This is a genomic window from Burkholderia seminalis (assembly GCF_001718535.1).
In the GTDB taxonomy this organism is placed as follows: Bacteria; Pseudomonadota; Gammaproteobacteria; order Burkholderiales; family Burkholderiaceae; genus Burkholderia; species Burkholderia seminalis.
The window spans coordinates 140,787-159,718 of sequence record NZ_CP013400.1; the positions used below are offsets into that span (position 1 = coordinate 140,787).

At 67.5% G+C, this 18,932-nt stretch carries 17 protein-coding genes; 9 read left to right on the forward strand and 8 right to left on the reverse strand.

The window, feature by feature from the left end; genetic code table 11:
- Positions 1 to 157: 157 nt before the first annotated feature.
- Positions 158 to 1,183, reverse strand: coding sequence for a fatty acid desaturase (locus WJ12_RS21360; protein ID WP_059556346.1), 1,026 nt, complete (start codon positions 1,181 to 1,183; stop codon positions 158 to 160).
- A gap of 243 nt (positions 1,184 to 1,426) precedes the next feature.
- Here WJ12_RS21360 and WJ12_RS21365 point away from each other — a divergent pair, with 243 nt between their 5' ends.
- On the forward strand, positions 1,427 to 2,251 hold the full coding sequence (locus WJ12_RS21365; protein ID WP_049030916.1) for a phosphate/phosphite/phosphonate ABC transporter substrate-binding protein: 825 nt from the start codon (positions 1,427 to 1,429) through the stop codon (positions 2,249 to 2,251).
- A 40-nt stretch (positions 2,252 to 2,291) separates the two neighbouring features.
- Here the strand turns inward: WJ12_RS21365 and dbpA are convergent, their stop codons facing one another.
- From dbpA to WJ12_RS21390, 5 genes are all read right to left on the reverse strand, one after another.
- Complete coding sequence (gene dbpA, locus WJ12_RS21370) at positions 2,292 to 3,695, reverse strand: ATP-dependent RNA helicase DbpA (protein ID WP_059556345.1); 1,404 nt, start codon at positions 3,693 to 3,695, stop codon at positions 2,292 to 2,294.
- Between the two features lies 1 nt (position 3,696).
- The gene (locus WJ12_RS21375) at positions 3,697 to 3,894 is read right to left on the reverse strand and encodes a hypothetical protein (RefSeq protein ID WP_006483193.1); all 198 of its coding nucleotides are present in this window, start codon (positions 3,892 to 3,894) and stop codon (positions 3,697 to 3,699) included.
- 255 nt (positions 3,895 to 4,149) lie between these two features.
- Positions 4,150 to 5,793 (reverse strand): malate dehydrogenase (quinone), encoded by a 1,644-nt coding sequence (mqo, locus tag WJ12_RS21380; protein WP_034189660.1) that lies wholly within the window; start codon positions 5,791 to 5,793, stop codon positions 4,150 to 4,152.
- A 538-nt stretch (positions 5,794 to 6,331) separates the two neighbouring features.
- Entirely contained in the window at positions 6,332 to 6,637 is a 306-nt protein-coding gene (locus tag WJ12_RS21385) for a hypothetical protein (protein ID WP_059556397.1), read from the reverse strand.
- Between the two features lie 69 nt (positions 6,638 to 6,706).
- Positions 6,707 to 7,195: an Lrp/AsnC family transcriptional regulator gene (locus WJ12_RS21390; RefSeq protein ID WP_034189659.1), complete on the reverse strand. Its 489-nt coding sequence runs from the start codon at positions 7,193 to 7,195 to the stop codon at positions 6,707 to 6,709.
- Positions 7,196 to 7,324: 129 nt separating this feature from the next.
- Here WJ12_RS21390 and WJ12_RS21395 point away from each other — a divergent pair, with 129 nt between their 5' ends.
- Complete coding sequence (locus WJ12_RS21395) at positions 7,325 to 8,362, forward strand: histone deacetylase family protein (RefSeq protein ID WP_059556344.1); 1,038 nt, start codon at positions 7,325 to 7,327, stop codon at positions 8,360 to 8,362.
- A 69-nt stretch (positions 8,363 to 8,431) separates the two neighbouring features.
- A complete protein-coding gene (locus WJ12_RS21400) occupies positions 8,432 to 9,574 on the forward strand; it encodes a branched-chain amino acid ABC transporter substrate-binding protein (RefSeq protein WP_059556343.1) in 1,143 nt (380 codons plus the stop codon).
- A gap of 43 nt (positions 9,575 to 9,617) precedes the next feature.
- Here WJ12_RS21400 and WJ12_RS21405 read toward each other — a convergent pair whose 3' ends face one another.
- Both WJ12_RS21405 and WJ12_RS21410 read right to left on the reverse strand, forming a co-directional pair.
- Positions 9,618 to 10,040 (reverse strand): NUDIX hydrolase, encoded by a 423-nt coding sequence (locus WJ12_RS21405; protein ID WP_059556342.1) that lies wholly within the window; start codon positions 10,038 to 10,040, stop codon positions 9,618 to 9,620.
- A 222-nt stretch (positions 10,041 to 10,262) separates the two neighbouring features.
- The gene (locus WJ12_RS21410) at positions 10,263 to 11,132 is read right to left on the reverse strand and encodes a mechanosensitive ion channel family protein (RefSeq protein ID WP_059556341.1); all 870 of its coding nucleotides are present in this window, start codon (positions 11,130 to 11,132) and stop codon (positions 10,263 to 10,265) included.
- Positions 11,133 to 11,421: 289 nt separating this feature from the next.
- Between WJ12_RS21410 and WJ12_RS21415 the strand changes: the two genes are divergently transcribed.
- From WJ12_RS21415 to WJ12_RS21435, 6 genes are all read left to right on the forward strand, one after another.
- Positions 11,422 to 12,789: a M23 family metallopeptidase gene (locus tag WJ12_RS21415; RefSeq protein ID WP_059556340.1), complete on the forward strand. Its 1,368-nt coding sequence runs from the start codon at positions 11,422 to 11,424 to the stop codon at positions 12,787 to 12,789.
- Between the two features lie 188 nt (positions 12,790 to 12,977).
- Positions 12,978 to 14,216, forward strand: a complete 1,239-nt coding sequence (locus WJ12_RS21420; protein WP_226103859.1) for a catalase family peroxidase — start codon at positions 12,978 to 12,980, stop codon at positions 14,214 to 14,216.
- A complete protein-coding gene (locus WJ12_RS21425) occupies positions 14,213 to 14,779 on the forward strand; it encodes a cytochrome b (RefSeq protein ID WP_059556338.1) in 567 nt (188 codons plus the stop codon). The genes WJ12_RS21420 and WJ12_RS21425 overlap by 4 nt, the downstream gene beginning before the upstream one ends.
- 176 nt (positions 14,780 to 14,955) lie before the next feature.
- Positions 14,956 to 15,147 carry a hypothetical protein gene (locus WJ12_RS36025; RefSeq protein WP_156444716.1) on the forward strand — a complete coding sequence of 64 codons (192 nt, stop codon included), beginning with the start codon at positions 14,956 to 14,958 and terminating at the stop codon, positions 15,145 to 15,147.
- 121 nt (positions 15,148 to 15,268) lie between these two features.
- A complete protein-coding gene (locus WJ12_RS21430; protein WP_226103860.1) occupies positions 15,269 to 18,610 on the forward strand; it encodes an autotransporter outer membrane beta-barrel domain-containing protein in 3,342 nt (1,113 codons plus the stop codon).
- A gap of 139 nt (positions 18,611 to 18,749) precedes the next feature.
- Complete coding sequence (locus tag WJ12_RS21435) at positions 18,750 to 18,899, forward strand: hypothetical protein (protein ID WP_154233778.1); 150 nt, start codon at positions 18,750 to 18,752, stop codon at positions 18,897 to 18,899.
- The last annotated feature ends 33 nt before the right edge of the window (positions 18,900 to 18,932 follow it).

Below are 18,932 nucleotides of genomic sequence, written 5' to 3' on the forward strand. Positions count from 1 at the left end.
GCGCGGCCGTCGGGCGGAGCCGGGGCGAATGATTGTTGGAAGCCCCGGATGAGCCGCCATTCTGGCCATTGCCGGCCCGGTTGGCAATTCGCCGGCGAAGATCGACGTTGTCGGCTTTTCGTAAGGATTGGCGCGAAAGCGGAGGGATCGCCGGCCGTCACGTACTGATCTGCAGCACCGTGTCGACCACGGCCACCTTCACGCCGCTTCCGGTCGACAGCGACGCCGTGCCTTCGTCGAACGGATGCACGGGCGGGTCGGTCGGCGTCCACGCATGGCGCGCGAGCAACGCGCGATACCCGCCGCGGATCACGAAGCCGCCGCATTTGCGCGCATACGCGTCGCGCCGCATCCGGTATGCACGCGGCAGGTCGTACCACGGCAGCTTCGGCAGGTCGTGATGGACGAGGTGATAGTTGTTGTTCAGGTACAGCAGCCGCATCGCGAAACCGGCTTCGTTGATCGTGATGCGCGCCTTCGGATGCCGTGCGGCGCGGTGCTCGTACAGCGAGCGGATCATCGCGAGCGACAGCGCGGGCCACGTGACGGCCAGCAGGTAGTACCACCACGGCACGCCGATTGCCCATTGCAGCCATGCGAGCAGCGCGATCACGCAGGCGGCGTGCGTCGCCCACATCGGCAGATAACGGAAGTCGCCGCGCCGGAACGCGGCGAAGGCATCGCCGACGGTCGCCGCGACGGAGAGCGGCGGCCCGACGACGATTCGTCCGATGAAAGTCTTGCGCGCGACCGTCAGCGCACGGCGCCAGCGTGGCAGCCGCGCCCAGCGTTCGCGCGTCACGTAGTTCGTTTCCGGATCGACGCCCGGCACGGTCAAATCTTCGTCGCGATGATGGTCGAGGTGGGTGTCGCGATACAGCGTATACGGATACCAGACCGTCAGCGGCGGATAGCCGAGCAGCTTGTTGATGAACGCGGAGCGCGTCGGATGGCCGTGCAGCAGTTCGTGCTGCAGCGACATGTGCCATGCGCCGAGCAGGATCAGCGGCGGTGTCGCGGCCGCGAGCGGCAGGCGCCCGTCGCGCACGAGCAGCAGCACGGCGAGCCAGCCGCCGTAGATGACGGCGACCAGCAGCCAGGTCGGCCACTCGGTGCGGGCGGTGAAGCGGGCGTCGAGCGCGGCAATCGCGCGCGCATGATCGACGTCGAAGTATTCGGCCATGGCGTTGAGGCGGGATGGATCGGGCAGTGCGGGGAACGAGCGGTGGAACCGGGGCGCTCGGCCCGGGTGCGCAGGTGTCTCGCGGATCGCGGTCGGCCCGCCAGGCATCGCGCAGGGTGCGGCGCCGGCAGGCCCGCCAACGGTAACCGGCGGGCGCGCCATGGCCAACCAATCGATTCGTATTTGCTTATCGGCGGGCGGCCGATAAGCATCGGGGCCGCCGCCGATGCGTAGAATGCCCGCATGAGCCCATCGATCGCCGTACTCCCGATGTACAACGTGACGCCGCGCCACGCCGCCCTGTGGCGTGCGCTGTTGCGCGACGCGCTCGATGCGTTCGCGCAGGCGGGCAGCCCCGCCGACGTCGCGCTGCCCGACGATCCGTTCGACGACCTGCACGCGCTGTGGCGGCGCGACGACCTGCTGCTGTCGCAGACCTGCGGCTATCCGTACCGGATGCTCGGCCTGCGCGACGTCGTGCGCTTGATCGCGACGCCCGCTTTCGACGCGGACGGCTGCGACGGCGCGCGCTACAGCAGCGTGCTGGTCGTGTCGGCGCGTGTGCACGCGGGCGGCGCGACGACGCTCGCCGCATGCCGGGGGCTGCGCGCCGCATTCAACGGCGAAGATTCACACAGCGGGATGAACGCATTCCGGCATGCGGTCGCGCCGCATGCGCACGACGGACGCTTCTTCGGCGCGGTCACGCCGTTCGGCTCGCACGTGAACGTGCTGCGTGCGCTGGCGGCGGGCGAGGCCGATTGCGCGTCGATCGACTGCGTGACGTTTGCCTATGTGCGCGATGCGCTGCCCGATCTCCTGAAGGACATCCGGGTGATCGGCACGACGGCCTCCGCGCCGGGATTGCCGTTCATCGCGTCGCGGGCACTGCCGGAAACGCAGGTCGGCGCATTGCGGGAGGCGCTCGATCGGGCGGTGGCAGCCGATGCGGAACGGGCGCGCGTGCTGCGGCTGAAGGGATTCGAGCGGCTGTCGCCGGCCGACTACGACACGATTGCGCGGCTCGCGGAGGACGCGGCCGCGCACGGCTATCCGGAACTGGCGTGAAGCGCGGGGCGGCGCGCGGCATGGCGCGCCGCCCCACGCGTCATGCGTCGTCTTCGTCCATCAACCGGACCTTGACCCGCTTGCCCTTGATCTTCCCCGCATTGAGCTTGCGCAACGCGTCGCGCGCGACGCCGCGCTCGATCGCGACATAGGTCGAGAACTCGGTCACGTTGATCTTGCCGATCTGCTTGCCGTCGAACCCGGCGTCGCCGGTCAGCGCGCCGAGCACGTCGCCCGGGCGGATCTTGTCCTTGCGCCCGCCGAGGATCTGCAGCGTTTCCATCGGCGGCAGCAGCACGCTGTCGTCCGCCGGCTTCAGTTCCGCGAGCGGATGCCATTCGACGTCGCGCTTCTGCGCCTGTTCGATCGCGCCGACGCGGCCCATCTCGTCCATGCTCGCGAGGCTCAGCGCCCAGCCTTGCTGATCCGCGCGGCCGGTGCGGCCGATGCGGTGCACATGCACTTCGGGGTCGGGCGTCACGTCGACGTTGATCACGGCTTCGAGCTGCGCGATGTCGAGCCCGCGCGCGGCGACGTCGGTCGCCACCAGCACCGAGCAGCTGCGGTTCGCGAACTGGATCAGCACCTGGTCGCGCTCACGCTGGTCGAGCTCGCCGTGCAGCGCCAGCGCGTGGAAACCCTGCGCATGCAGCACGTCGAGCAGGTCGCGGCACTGCTGCTTCGTATTGCAGAACGCGATCGTGCTCACCGGCCGGTAGTGGTTCAGCAGCTGGCCCACCGCGTGCAGCCGCTCGTTCTCGGTCACCTCGTAGAAACGCTGGCGGATTTTGCTGTCGTCGTGGCGCTCCTCGAGCTTGATTTCCTTCGGGTTGCGCAGGAACTGCTGGCTCAGCTTCGCGATGCCGTCCGGATAGGTCGCGGAGAACAGCAGCGTCTGGCGCGTGGTCGGGCACATCCGCGCGACCTTCGCGATGTCGTCGAAGAAGCCCATGTCGAGCATCCGGTCGGCTTCGTCGAGCACCAGCGTGTTCAGCGCGTCGAGCTTCAGGTTGCCGCGGTCGAGGTGATCCATGATGCGGCCGGGCGTGCCGACGACGATGTGCGCGCCGTGTTCGAGGCTTTGCGCCTGCGGGCGCATCGGCGTGCCGCCGCACAGCGTCAGCACCTTCACGTTTTCTTCGGCACGTGCGAGGCGGCGCACTTCCTGCGCGACCTGGTCGGCCAGCTCGCGCGTCGGGCACAGGATCATCGCCTGCACGTCGAAGCGGCGCGCGTCGAGGCGCGCGAGCAGCGCGAGCGAGAACGCGGCGGTCTTGCCGCTCCCCGTCTTCGCCTGGGCGATCAGGTCCTGGCCGGCCAGCGCGACCGGCAGGCTCGCGGCCTGGATCGGCGTCATGTCGACATAGCCGAGCTGCGCGAGGTTCGCGAGCGTGGCGGGCGTCAGTGGCAGCGCGCTGAAGGGCGTGGGCATCGATTGGGTCATGTCAGGACAGGTCTCCGAGGTAGGGGCGGCCTTCCATCTGCTCGTAGACGACGTTGCCTTCGTCGTCCTCGAAGCGTTCGAGGTAGTTGCGCGCGCCGCACAGCGGGCAGCGGAACAGCAGCCCCTGGCCTTCGTCCTTGATGACGACGTCGGACTGCTCCCACTGCGTGCCGCAGCTCTGGTTTCTGCAGGTAAACACGGTCTTTCTCCAGCTGAATTCGGTTGATGGCGCGCCCGGGCGGGCGCGGCAACGGCGGGCGGCGCTCGCGCGGCTCGGGCGCGGGCCGCACCGGCGGTGGCTCGGGTTGTGTCGATGCGGATGATGGATCGGGCGGCGACGGGGTCGCGCGTGCCGCAATTCTAGCGGATGCGGGGGCGTCCGCCCGGCGCGCGCCAAGAAAAACGGCCGCCCCGGAGGGCGGCCGTGCGGCGTGGCGAAACGGGGCCGGGCGCGTTACAGCGCCATGTCGGCCGACGCCTTCGCCGGGCGGGCCGGCGCGTTGCCGGCCGGCTGCGACGGCACGCCGAGGTCGATCTTCGGCGGCGGCGACAGCTGCAGCACGTCGCTCGTGTAGGTCCATTCCTCGACGACCTTCGCCGGGCTGTCGTTCAGCTTCGTGCCGTAGCTCGGCACGATCTGGCGGATCTTCTGCTGCCACTCGGGCGTCGCGACCTTGTCCTTGAACACCTTCTTCATCAGGTTCAGCATGATCGGCGCGGCCGTCGACGCGCCCGGCGATGCGCCGAGCAGGCCCGCGATGCTGCCGTCCTGCGACGCGACGATCTCGGTGCCGAGCTTCAGCACGCCGCCCTTGACCGGGTCGCGCTTGATGATCTGCACGCGCTGGCCGGCCTGCCACAGGCGCCAGTCTTCCTTCTTCGCGTTCGGGAAGTATTCCTTCAGCGCGTTGAAGCGATCGTCGTCCGACAGCATCAGCTGGCCAGCGAGGTACTGGACCAGCGGGAATTCGTCGACGCCCACCCGCATCATCGGCGCGACGTTGTGCAGGTTGGTGCTCTTCGCGAGGTCGAAGTACGAGCCGTTCTTCAGGAACTTGGTCGAGAACGTCGCGAACGGCCCGAACAGGATGATCTTCTTGCCGTCGATGATCCGCGTGTCGAGGTGCGGCACCGACATCGGCGGCGAGCCGACCGACGCCTTGCCGTAGGCCTTCGCGAGGTGCTGCTTCACGACCTCGGGGTTGTCGGTCACGAGGAACGAGCCGCCGACCGGGAACGCGCCGTAGTCCTTCGCCTCGGGGATGCCCGACGCCTGCAGCAGGTGCAGCGCACCGCCGCCCGCGCCGATGAACACGAACTTCGCGTCGACGGCTTGCGGCGGTTCATCCGAGTGCAGCTTGACCCACGACACGTGCCACGTGCCGTCGGCATTGCGCGTGATCTCGCGCACTTCGCTCGACAGCGACAGCGTGAAGTTCGGCTGCGTCTTCAGGTAGCCGACGAACTGGCGCGTGATCTCGCCGAAGTTCACGTCGGTGCCGATCGGCGTCCACGTCGCCGCGACCTTCTGGTTGCGGTCGCGGCCTTCCATCATCAGCGGTACCCACTGCTTGATCTGGTCGTAGTCTTCCGAATACTGCATCCCGCGGAACAGCGGGCTCGCCTGCAGCGCCTCGTAGCGCTTCTTCAGGAAGCGCACGTTGTCGTCGCCCCACACGAAGCTCATGTGCGGCGTCGAGTTGATGAACGAGTGCGGGTTCTTCAGCACGCCCTGCTTGACCTGCCACGCCCAGAACTGGCGCGAGATCTGGAACGACTCGTTGATCTCGATCGCCTTCGAGATGTCGATCTTGCCGTCCGCCTTCTCCGGCGTGTAGTTCAGTTCGGCGAGCGCCGAGTGGCCGGTGCCGGCGTTGTTCCAGCCGTTCGAGCTTTCCAGCGCGACGCCGTCGAGGCGTTCGACCATCGTCATCGACCAGTCGGGCTGGAGTTCGTGCAGCCAGACGCCGAGCGTCGAGCTCATGATGCCGCCGCCCACCAGCAGGACGTCGACCTTCTTCGTATCGGCGGCGTGCGCGGACGACGTCGCGACGCACAGCGCGAGCGCCGACAGTATTACCCGTAACGTTTTGATCACAGCAGATCCCTTTTTCAACTTGGATACATCGGTTTGCCATGCCGCCCGGCGCGCGGTTCCGTTGCGCCGGCATGCGGATCCGGAGATCCGGATCGCGAATCCGGAATTCCGGATCGACGCGATGCGCCGTTGCATTTGCGCACGCGCAGCCGTTCGGAAGGACACCTTCGGATCGGCTTCCCGCGGGCAGGCAATCGCAGCATCGCGAGGGTGCGCAACGTGCCCGGGCCCTTGTGGCAAGCCTCGGCGGAACGCGCTTCAGGCTGCGTGGAAAGGCGCCGCGCGCGATGCGTTTTTGCGGGGGCGGGGTGGCAAGGGGCGCGTAATATAACCGAACTCGGACAACGTGTCGCAGACGACGAATGCCCCTGTTTTCGTGGGGTTTTTTGCGTGTCCGGGTTTCCGGAATGACGGTGCGCGAGGCGGGAAAACCGGCGGGGTCGGAAGCGCGAAAGGCGGGCGACGGACGCGCCGTGCGCCACGCGGGTACGTCATCGGGCCGCGGCGTTGCACCGCGCCCCGTTCACGTCGAATCACTTCACTTCGCTTCGCCGTTCCGGCAGAACTGCGCGTAGGCCGGTGCCGAATTCGCGAAGCCATGTGCCTTCGCGAGTTCCCACGGACGCTCGCACTGCTGCGTATGCTCACACCATGCGTAGCCGGCCGAGCCGATGCAGCCGTGTGCGTCGCGATCGCCGCCGACGATCGGCGGGGCCGCTTGCGCGGAGGGACCGGCCGGCGCCGATGCACTGGCCGGCGCGGACGATTGCGCGGCACAGGCGCTCAATGCGAATGCGCAGGCGATCGCGGCGGCCAACGACGCGGCGGGAAGGTAACGTTTCATCGGGTAGCGCTCCATGGGATGACGATCGGTGGCGGATGCCCGCATACGGGCGCATGGACGCGTGATCGATCACGCGTCCGGCACCGGCACGCGCGACGAGAACTTCACCTCGCGCAACGCGAGGCTCGACTGGATCGACGATACGCCGGCCTGCTTTCGCAGCACGCGCTCGACGAATTCCGCATACGCGTCGAGATCGGCCGCGACGACCTGCAGCAGGTAGTCGGCGGCGCCGGTGATCTTGTGGCACGACGTGACTTCGTCGTGACGCCGCATCACCTCCTCGAAGTGATCCGAATCCTGATCCGAGTGCATGTTGAACGTGACCTGCACGAACGCGAACACGTTCATGCCGAGCGCGCGGCGGTCGAGGTTCGCCTGGTAGCCGGTGATCACGTGCTCGTCCTCGAGCCGCTTGCGGCGGCGCCAGCACGGCGTGACGCTCAGCGACAGCTTCTCGCCGAGCGTCGCGTTCGACAGCGCGCCGTCTTCCTGCAGCAGGCGGAGCATTGCGCGGTCGACGCCGTCCAGTTCAACCGAAGCGCGATTTTTGCTCATATCCGGTGTCTCGTAGACAGATTTCTCAAAATTGTACGAAACGAAGAAGCGAAAAGCAAAGTTATTGCCGGCCGGCGTCAATAGACTGTTCCCACCCCATTCCCCTGGTCATCACGGCAACGGTCAATCATGCTCACGGTCTACAGCAGCGATCACCACCTGCATCGCGGCGTCGAACTGAAGGACGGCGCGATCACCGAGTCGTTCGAAAACCCGCTTCGCGCCGAAACGGTGCTCGCGCGGGTCCGCACGGCGGGCCTCGGCGACGTGATCGCGCCGCGTGCGTTCGACCGCGCAAGCTACGCCGGCGCGCACAGCGCGCGCTACGTCGATTTCCTCGCCGGCGCGTGGGACGAATGGACGGCGACCGGCCGCACCTGCCAGGCGCTGCCGCTCGTGTGGCCGGTGCGCGCGATGCCGGCGTCGGCCGCGCTGCCCGATTTCATCGACGGCAAGCTCGGCTTCTTCGCGATGGATGCCGGCGCGCCGATCAACGCGGGCACGTGGGACGCGGTGAGCGCGAGCGCGAACTCGGCGCTCACCGGTGCCGACCTGCTGTCGGGCGGCGGCGCGCGCGCGGCGTTCGCGCTGTGCCGCCCGCCCGGCCATCACGCGGGCCGCGAGTACATGGGCGGCTACTGCTACCTGAACAACGCGGCGATCGCGGCGCAGCACGGCATCGCGAGCGGTGCCGCGCGCGTCGCGGTGCTCGACGTCGATTTCCACCACGGCAACGGCACGCAGGACATCTTCTACACGCGGCCGGACGTGCTGTTCGCGTCGCTGCACGGCGAGCCGTCGGTGTCGTACCCGTACTTCTCCGGCTATCCGGACGAGCGCGGCGAGGGGGCGGGAGCAGGCTTCAACCTGAACCTGCCGCTGCCGAAGGGCACGCAGTGGGACACCTACTCGGCGGCGCTTGGCCACGCCGCGGCGGCGATCGCGCGGCACGCGCCCGACCTGCTCGTCGTGTCGCTCGGCGTCGACACGTTCGAGCACGACCCGATCAGCCATTTCAAGCTGCGCTCGCCCGACTTCCTGCGGATCGGCGAGGCGCTCGCGTGCCTGAACCTGCCGACGCTGTTCGTGATGGAAGGCGGCTACATGGTCGACGAGATCGGCATCAACGCGGTGAACGTCCTGCTGGGATTCGAAGGGCGCGCGTGAGCGCATGCGCGGCCTTCGACGAACGACGGATCCGGACACGAACGAAGCGTGATTAAGGAGGAGACAGGCATGAACCGGCATCACAAGACGGCACTCGCCACCGCGGCCGCACTGACGTGCGCGCTGGCCGCATGGCCCGCGCATGCGGACGACATTGTGCGCATCGGGCACGTCGCGCCGCTGACCGGCGCGATCGCGCATCTTGGCAAGGACAGCGAGAACGGCGCGCGGCTCGCGGTCGAGGAAATCAACGCGAAGGGCCTGACGATCGGCGGCCGGAAAGTCACGCTGCAACTCGACGCGCAGGACGACGCGGGCGATCCGCGCACCGCGACGCAGGTCGCGCAGCGGCTCGTCGACGACAGGGTCGTCGGCGTCGTCGGCCATCACAACTCGGGCACGTCGATCCCGGCGTCGCGCGTGTATCGCGACGGCGGCATCGTGCAGATCTCGCAGGCCGCGACCAATCCGACGTACACGCAGCAGGGGTTCAAGACGACCTATCGCGTCGTCGCGACCGACGCGCAGCAGGGGCCGGCGCTCGCGATGTATGCGGCGAAGCACCTGGGCATCAAGACGGTCGCCGTGGTCGACGATGCGACCGCGTACGGGCAGGGCCTCGCGACCGAGTTCGAGAAGGCCGCGCAATCGGCCGGGATGACGGTCGTGTCGCGCGACGCGACCAACGACAAGGCGATCGATTTCCGCGCGATCCTCACGAAGATCAAGGGCGAGAACCCGGACGCGATCATGTACGGCGGAATGGATGCGACGGGCGGCCCGCTCGCGAAGCAGGCACGCCAGCTCGGCCTGCGCGCGAAGCTCCTCGCCGGCGACGGCGTGTGCTCGACCGACCTGCCGAAGCTCGCGGGCCCGGCGTCCGACAACGTCGTGTGCTCCGAAGCCGGCATCGCGCTCGAGAAGATGCCGGGCGGCGCGGCATTCGCGAAACGCTACGAAGCGCGCTATCACCAGCCGATGCAGGTGTATGCGCCGTTCTCGTACGACGCGGTGTACATCATCGTCGACGCGATGAAGCGCGCGAATTCGACGAACCCGGCGAAGGTGCTGGCCGCGATGCCGGCCACCGACTATCGCGGCGTGATCGGCGAGACGAGCTTCACGCCGCAGGGCGACCTGAAGCACGGCGCGATCTCGGTGTTCACGTACAGGGGCGGCAAGAAGGCGCTGCTCGACATCGTGAAGATGTGACGCGGTGCGCGCCGGTATCGCGCGCCCGTCGCGCGCGCGGACCTCAGGCCGCGATATCGGCGAACACGTCGTGGTCGATCACGCCGGGCACGAGGCGCGGCTGCCGCAGCCAGTCGAACGCGAGTTCGACGACGAGCGGTGTCGGCCGGCTGCAATGCAGCGACCCGACGGACTCGCGGTCGATCCACGCGCAATGCGTGATCTCGCTCATCGGGCGCGCGATCGCATCCGGATCGATCTCGGCGAGAAACACGTGGTGCACCTTGTGCGCGCCTGCGATCCGGAACAGATAGCGGGCATTGCCGCACGCGAGCCCGGTTTCCTCGAGCAGTTCGCGGCGCGCGGCGTCGCGCAACGATTCGCCGGGCCGCGGCGTGCCGCCGGGCAGTACCCAGCGGGCATTCAACCGGGCGACCAGCAGGATCCGGTCGCCGCGTCGGCACAGCACGGTGGCGCGTTCTTTCATGCGGGTTTCCCGATTGAATGCCCGTGTGTCGAATCGACGGGCAAAAAAACGCCGCTCGGCAAGAGCGGCGAAGAACGGAGATGGATACTGGCGTGTGCCGGACGGGATGACCGCTTCATCCGGCACGCTCATTGTGGCGAGCGTCGCACGCGCAGTGAATCAGACAAGTCTGATTTGAGCGCGGCCAGCGGGCGCATCGCTCCGGAGCGATGTCCCCGCCGATTACACCCGCTGCGCGCGTGCGCCGTCCGTGCGGCGTTCGGCGTCGTGCACGATGTGCAGTTCACGCGTGCGGATCGGCGGCGCGCAGTCCGCGTCGGCGAGCGTCTTGCGCACCTGGCGTGCGAGGCGCCAGCGCATCGCCCAGAACGTGTCGGTATGGGTCCACACGCGCAGGTTCGCGACGGCCGTGCTGTCGTCGAAGCGCATCACCATCACGTCGGGCGCTGGATCCTGCAGCGCGTCGGGATCGGCCGCGGCCAGCGCGCGCAGCGCGTCGAGTGCGCGATCGATATCGTCGTGTACCGACACGTCCACTTCGAGATCGAGGCGGCGCGTCGGATTGCGCGTGTAGTTGCGGATCGCGCTGCCCCACAGCGCGCTGTTCGGCACGTATTCGCAGATGCCGTCCGGCTTCGTCAGCCGCGTCATGAAGAGCCCGACCTCGTCGACGGTGCCCGCGACGCCGGTGCCGCCGTCGATGTAGTCGCCCACCTTGAACGGCCGCAGCAGCAACAGCATGATGCCCGCCGCGATGTTCTGCATCGTGCCCTGCAGCGCGAGCCCGATCGCGAGGCCGGCGGCCCCGAGCACCGCGATGAGGCTCGCGGTCTCGATGCCGAGCTGCGACAGCGCGCCGACGATCGCGACGATGCGGATGCCCCAGACGGCGACGTCGCAGAGGATCGGCCGCAGCGTGTCGTCGACGCGTTCCTTGTTCGCGAGCAGCCGGTTCAGCCAGCGGCCGATGCGTTTGGACAGCCACCAGCCGGCGACGAGCAGCGCCAGGCCGGCGCAGAGCCGGAGGGAGAGCGTGGACAACGCGTTCCACAGGAACGTCCAGCGTTCCGGATGAAATTGATCGAGAAACATGACGGGATTCCGGGTTGAAGACAGGGGGCGCGGTATATCGTGCGCAGGCAGCCTTCGACTCTACCCGGCGCACGGCGGTTCGCGCGATTGCACGGGGTCGGACGGTGGAAACGCAATTTCGTTCGTGTACTAAACAGCATTTTCCAAAAATAAGATTGGTCCTATTTAGCCGAAGTGGGTACGCCGATACACTCGATTTCAAGTTGCCGGGCCGCGCCGATCATGGTTCGTGATGCCCGGTTTTTCCGTGTTTTTTCCCGATTTTTCATTGATAGCGAGTGACGACGTCATGCGGTTAGACCTGCGTTCCCGTCTCGCACGCGAACAAGGTCGACCCGCCGAGCGCGGCGTCCGATGTTTTCCGACGCTCCGCGCGCTGATGCGCGGTGTCGCCGCGGCGGCCTGCGTGGCCTGCGCGCACGGGTCGGCGGCGCAAGCGGTGCACGATGCCGCCTTCGCACCGGCGACCGCGGAATCCAGCGACCTTGCCGGCGTGCCTTTTTTCAGTTCCGCCCGAACGACGTGGGGCGGTTTGCGCGCGTCGGTCGTGCCGCTCGACGTCGCGTACGCATCGTACGCGTTGCACGGGCCGCCGGCCGCCGAGCGCGACGGCCCCGTTGCCCGCTTCGGTGCATGCGTGGCTTACCGCGTGCTGTGCGAGGCGGCACGCGGCGCGGTCGAACGCAGTTATGCAGCGCGGTTCGATTACGGCCTTGCGTCGCCGTTGCCCGCGCTGGATCCGCCATCGGCGCCCGGGCGTCCCGCCGTCGATCTCGCATCGGCCGAGGCGTTCACGCTCGCGCCGCCCAGCCGCGGCACCCGTGCCGGCGCGATCACCGGCACCTTGCGGGCGTCGCTGGCGCGCGCCGAACTGCCGGCCGGCGTCGCCGCGCAGATCGCCCGCTTGCTGGCCGGACGCGTCGATCCGACGCAGCGTGGTGCGGCCGGCGACACCTTCCGCGTCGCCTTCGAATCCGACGGCAGGGCGAAGCAGCCGGGCCGTGCACGCGTGACGGCGCTCGATATCCGCTTTCGCGGGCAGCGGGTCGCGGCCGTATGGTTCGTGCCCGATGCGCGCGCGCCCGGCGCGTATTACGACCTCGACGGCATGCCGCTCGCTGGTTCGCGGTTTGCCATGCCGGTCGCCGCGACGCGAATCAGCTCGCATTTCGGTGCGCGCGTGCATCCGGTGAGCGGCGCGCGTCACGTGCATTCCGGCGTCGATCTCGCGGCGCCGGCCGGGCGCGCGGTGCATGCGTCGGAGCGCGGCGTCGTGACGTTCATCGGCACCGAGCCGCGCGGTTACGGCAAGTACGTGGTGATCCGTCATGACGGCGGTTATGCGTCGTACTACGCGCACCTGTCGGCGTTCGACCCGGCGTTGCGAACCGGCATGCGGGTCGTGCGCGGCCAGCGCGTCGGTGCGGTCGGCAGCACGGGGACGGCCACCGGCCCGCATCTGCACTTCGAGGTGCGCAGGCATGCCCGCCTTGTCGATCCGATCGCGCTGGTGCAGGCGGCCAAAGCGGCGAAGCTCAAGGGGGAGCAACGCGTGGCGTTCCGCCGCGTGGCGCGCGATGCGCGCACGCAACTGGCATTGGCGGCGCTGGCGCAGCCGGTGGCAATGTCGAAGGTCGATGCGCCGCGGGCGGGTTGACCGCCAGCCTCCGAAGTCCGTCGATGCCGGTCGCAATGACCGGCATCGTTGCGTGGGCCAACCGGTGCTCCGTCGCCACCGAATGTGCGCGTCGCCGGCGCTCGTACGGCAGGACGGGGCCTACGTCCGTCCGGTGCTTTCAGCCCAGTCCGATGTACCCGTCTTCGTCCCGTCGCTAAGATTTTCGTATGCAACGCGCATGGCGATTTCCGCAGGTGATCGTCGCTGTCGCGTTCGCGCGTCAATCGGCTCGATCGCGCGCGCCGGATGGTGTCCGCAGGCGTGTCGACGCTTCATGTGTCGACGGCCGCGGCGCGGAATGCGCGACGACACAACGGGATGAAAAACCATCTATGTCAAAACTTGACCTCACATCGAAACGCACCTGGAGCGCACTGGCGGCGATCGCGGTCGTGGCCGGCGCACTGACGTCCGCGCTCGCGTGGGCGGCGGGCTGGATCGGATCGCGCACGACGAGCGCATCGCTGGTGTCCGAGACGCCGCAGCCGTTTCCGCCGGGCTTTCGCCGCGCGCACGGCAAGGGCATCTGTTTCGCCGGCACCTTTCGTCCCGACAGCGCGGCGGTGCCGTTGTCGACCGCGCGCGTCTTCACGCAGGCGGATATTCCCGTCGTCGGGCGGCTCTCGATCGGGACCGGCAGTCCGCATGCGGCAGACAGTTCCACGACGACGCTGAGCATGGCCCTGCTGCTGACGACCGACGACAAGCAGCAATGGCGGATGGCCATGAACAACCAGCCGTACTTCGCGACACACGAACCGGAAGGTTTTCTGGCGATGCAGCGGGCAACGGCTCCCGATCCGGCCACCGGCCAACCCGACCCGGAGCGGGTAGCCGCTTTTCTGAAGGCGTACCCGGAGGCAGGGAAGTTCATGAAATGGGCGGCACGGGAACCGGCACCGGGCAGCTTCGCCGGCGCGACGTTCCATAGCGTCAACGCCTTTTATCTCGTGGCCGCCGACGGGCACCGGCAAGCGGTGCGCTGGATGATGCGCCCGCATGATCCGTTCGTGCCCTTGAGCGATGTTCAACGGCGGAAGGCCGACCACGACTTCCTGTTCGAAGGCGTGCGCGCGCGGCTCGCGCAGAAGCCGCTCTATTGGGACTACGTACTGCAGCTCGCGCAGCCCGGCGATGCCGTGGACGACGCATCGCAGCCGTGGCCGGCCGATCGCAAGCAGATCGTCGCCGGCACGCTGGAAATGACGGGCGTCGTCGAGCAGGCGGAGGGCGCCTGCCGGGACATCAACTTCGATCCTTCGATCGTGCCCGCGGGCGTCGAGGTGTCGAACGATCCGATCCTGAATGCGCGTTCGGGCGCATACGCGCATTCGTTCAATCGCCGCGAGCGGGAAATCGGCTACGGCAAGGCGACCGAGGCGGTCGGCAAGCAGGAGGTCAAATGAGTACGCAAAAGCGCGCGAGCGGCGGCGCGCCGCGGCATTTCAATGCGCTGGCGAGAGGTCTGCACTGGTTGATGGCCGCGATGATCCTGGCCATGCTGTTCATCGGTGCGGGCATGATGACGTCGTTGCATCATCGAATCTGGCTGATCGACCTGCATCGGCCGCTGGGTATCGCAATCCTCGTGCTCGCGCTGCTGCGCGTCGCGAACCGGTTGCACAGCCGGCCGCCCGCACTGCCCGAGAATCTCCCGCATTGGCAGAGGCTGGCCGCGAAGGCATCGCACTGGATGTTGTATGCGCTGATGCTGGCGCTTCCACTGATCGGGTGGGCGCTGCTGTCGGCGGGCGGTTTCCCGATCGTCCTGTTCAAGGGCGTCAACCTGCCGGCGATCGTGCCGGCCAGTCCGACCCTCTTCGCATGGCTGCGCGATGCGCATGGCCTGTTGGCGCGACTGCTGTTCGTCGTCGTCGTGGGCCATCTGTCGGCTGCCCTGGTTCATGCGTGGATCTACCGGGACGGCGTTTTCTCGAGCATGGCACGAGGCGAGCGCCGACGCGGATAAGCGGCCCAGTGTCTGACTGTCGCCGGAGCCTGTCGGATGACGGCTCCGGCGACAGTCGTCCGGCAAGCTGGAATACGTATCGGCCGGTTCGACAATCGAATCGGCGAGCGGGTGTACCGGATGCGGGTCGTCCGCATCGTGCAGAGCAGCATCGTCGAGCGGCATATCGCCAATGCATGGCCAACGAATGGCGGCATTGCGTCAGTATTTCCGAATCGCCCGAAATCCGTCATCCGCACTTTCAGCGTTTTCGTCCAAACCGGCAAATTCAACCGGTTTCCCCGCCGCGCGGCCGCCGCGCCGTCGCGCAAAGGGTTGCTGCAAAGCAGCAGCCCATCCCGTTTCGCTTGTTTCCCAATCCGAAATGAATCGCCGCGTGATTGCCGATATCACGCAATCGCATCTTGCGATTATTTCGAGACAGGTGATATAACCCGGTTCACGCACCGATTTGCAGCAATAACGTCACCAATAAATGCGAGCGGAAAAATGAAAAGAAAGGCGCGGAATCTGGGTTTGGGTGGAGTGGCGATCCTGACCGGCGCAATGCCGGTCGGTACGTATGCGACATGCTCGGCCACCGCGCCGGGCAGCGGCACGACCGTCACGTGTACCGGCGCGAACGCGCCGTCGGTCGTGGCCACGGCCGGCAGCACCAACGTGACGATCAATCTCGATTCGACGGTGACGGGCAGCTACGTGCTGTCGTCCGCGCCGACACCGTTCTCCGTCGACACGTCGAGCACGGTCACCAACAACGGCAACCTGTCGATGTCCGGCAACGGCACGGGCGTCGCGAACCGCGGCGCGGTGCTGCTCGGCGTGAACAACGGCAATACGCTCACCAACGGCGCGGCCGGCGTGATCGCGACGACCGGTCAGTACAACGACGGGATGGCCGCGAACGGCAACAACAACACACTCGTCAACAACGGCACGATCACGACCACCGGCAACAACGCGTACGGGATGACGGCCGCGTGGGGGCAGAGCAATCCGGGCGCGGCGGGCAACCAGATCGTCAATACGGGCACCGTGACGACGTCCGGCAACAACGCGCGTGCGGCGTCGCTGCTCGGCGGCAACGGCACGATCACCAACAGCGGCACGCTGACGTCGAACGGCCGCGATGCGCCGGCCGTCTACATGCAGGGCAACAACGACACGCTGGTCAACAGCGGCACGATCCAGACGACCGGTACCGCGACGAGCGGCGGCAGCGTCGACGCCGTCGTATCGAACACGCTCGGCAGTGCGTTCACGGCGACGATCGCGAACCAGGCCGGCGGCAGGATCATCAGCAACAACGGGATCGGCGTGCGGTCGACCAACGGCGCGACCACCATTACCAACGCGGGGCTGATCCAGGGCGGCGGCGGTACCGCGATCCAGGGCGGCAACGGCAACGTGACGCTGATCCTGCAGACGGGCTCGCAGATCGTCGGCACGGCGAACGGCGGCGCCGGCGCCAACACGGTGACGCTGCAGGGCACGGGCACCGCGTCGAACGCGTTCACGAACTTCCAGAGCCTGACGATGGCCGGCACCGACTGGACGTGGGCCGGCACCGGCACGTTCTCGACCGCGCTGGTGCAGAGCGGCACGCTGAACCTGACCGGCACGCTCGGCACGACGACGGCGTCGGTCGTCGCGGCCGTCAACGCGGGCGCGACGCTGCAGGCGAATGCGTCGAACCTGCCGCTGTCCGTCACCGACAACGGGCTCGTGCGCTTCCAGCAGGACAGCCCCGGCACGTACACGGGTACGATCGGCGGCTCGGGCGCGGTGGAGAAAACCGGTGCGGGGACGCTGACGGTCACGCCTTCTTCTGCCGGCGGCAACACGTACTCGGGCGGCACGACGATTATGCAGGGCACGCTGTCGGTCGCGGCGGACAACGCGCTCGGTGCGGCGTCGGGAGGCTTGACGTTCAACGGCGGCACATTGCAGCTTGGTAGCTCGTTCAACCTGTCGTCGAGCCGTATGGTGTCGATCACGCCCGGGGGCACCGGCACGATCGATACGCAGGGCTTCAACACGACACTGACGCAGAACTTCACAGGTAATGGCTCCCTGACGAAGCTGGGCAGCGGCACGTTGACGCTGAACGGCCCCAGCAATGTCACAGGTTTCACCCAAATCAAGGCGGGAACGCTGGTGCTTGGCGATGGACTGGGTGGACCTGCCACGATGACCGGTGGCGGCGGGGCGAGGATCGAGCCCGGTGCAACATTCGGCGGTTACGGCAGCGTGGCGGGCGACGTAGTGAACTATGGCACGGTTGCCGTCGCGAACGCATTGACCGGCCTCGCGAGCGGCCGCAACGGCAACCTGGAGATCAAGGGGCTGCTGACGAACGCGGGGCTCTTGCAACTGGGTGGCGCCGGCGTTGGCAACACGCTGACGATCGTCGGTGGCGGCTACATCGGGCAGAACGGGACGGTTGCGCTGAATACTTATCTGGCCGGGGATGGCGCGGCATCGGATCGGCTGATTGTCGGCACAGGCGGTGTCAGCGGCTCGTCGATGCTGAAGGTGACGAACGTGGGCGGCCCCGGCGCGCAGACAACGGGCGACGGCATCCAGGTCGTGCAGCTGAACAATGGCGGGACGTCTGGCGCGGGCGCGTTCTTGCTGTCCGGCGGGACGGTGAGCGCCGGCGCTTACACGTACTTCCTCGCGAAGGGCGGCACGGCGAACGGCACCGGCGACAACTGGTACCTGCGCAACACGGTACCGCCCAAACCGCAGCCGCCGGTGGTCGAGCCCGGCCAGCCGACGCCGCCGACCGAACCGCCGGTCACGCCGGCCGAAGGCACGCCGGGATCGATCGTTGAAGCTGTCGACAATGCAGGCACCGGCGGTAACCCGGAACCGATCTACCGTCCCGAAGTGCCGCTGTACGCGGAAGCGCCGGCCGTCGCGCGCCAGCTCGGCCTGCTGCAGATCGACACGTTCCATGACCGGCAGGGCGAACAGGGCTTGCTGGCCGAGAACGGTTCGGTGCCCGCGTCATGGGCACGCGTGTGGGGCGGCAAGAGCGACATCAAGCAGAAGGGCGACGTGACGCCGTCGTTCGACGGCACGGTGTGGGGGATGCAGGTCGGGCAGGATCTCTACGCCGATACGACTGCCGGTGGCCATCGCAATCACTACGGCTTCTTCCTCGGCTTCTCGCGCGCGGTCGGTGACGTGAACGGTTTTGCTCTCGCACAGCAGGACATGGGCGTCGGCTCGCTGCAGGTCAATGCGTACAACCTCGGCGGTTACTGGACGCATATCGGCCCGGGCGGCTGGTATACGGATGCGGTCGTGATGGGCAGTGCACTCACGGTGCGCACGCATTCGAACGACAACGTGAGCGGCTCGACGAACGGCAACGCATTCACGGGTTCGGTCGAAGCGGGCTTCCCGATCGCGCTCGGTTACGGGCTGACGCTGGAGCCGCAGGCGCAACTGGTGTGGCAGTACCTGTCGCTGGACAAGTTCAACGACGGCGTGTCGGATGTCACGTGGAACAACGGCAACACATTCCTCGGCCGGATCGGCGCTCGCCTGCAATACGCGTTCGATTCGAACGGCGTGAGCTGGAAGCCATACCTGCGCGTGAACGTGCTGCGTTCGTTCGGCAGCGACGACAAGACGACATTCGGCGGTTCGACGACGATCGGAACGCAGGTCGCGCAGACGGCCGGTCAGGTCGGCGCGGGGCTGGTCGCGCAACTGACGAAGCGCGGCAGCGTGTATGCGACGGTCAGCTATCTGACGAACCTGGGCGGCGAGCACCAGCGCACGATCACGGGGAATGCGGGTGTGCGGTGGGCGTGGTGAGGGCGCGCCGTGGCAGCGATTCGGCTGCGGCGCGGGCAATCGATGCTCGCATGGGGCATGCGTATCGCAACTAGCAGCAATGCAGCATTTGAAGCTCGTTGCAGCGAGCCCGATCCGGAGAGGCGATGCGTTTGCGATCGTGAAGTTCGACGAGAAGTGCCCGATGGTCGTGCCGACCTTCGATGCCGCGAAGAAAGTGGTGTGTCAGCGACTTGGAGCGCGGGCGCCGCAGCACGCGATAACGGCGCTGATCGACGAGCTGGCCGCGCAGACGATGATTCAGCAGTAAGCGTGTGCGAGCCGGTCACGCCGCTGCCATTGT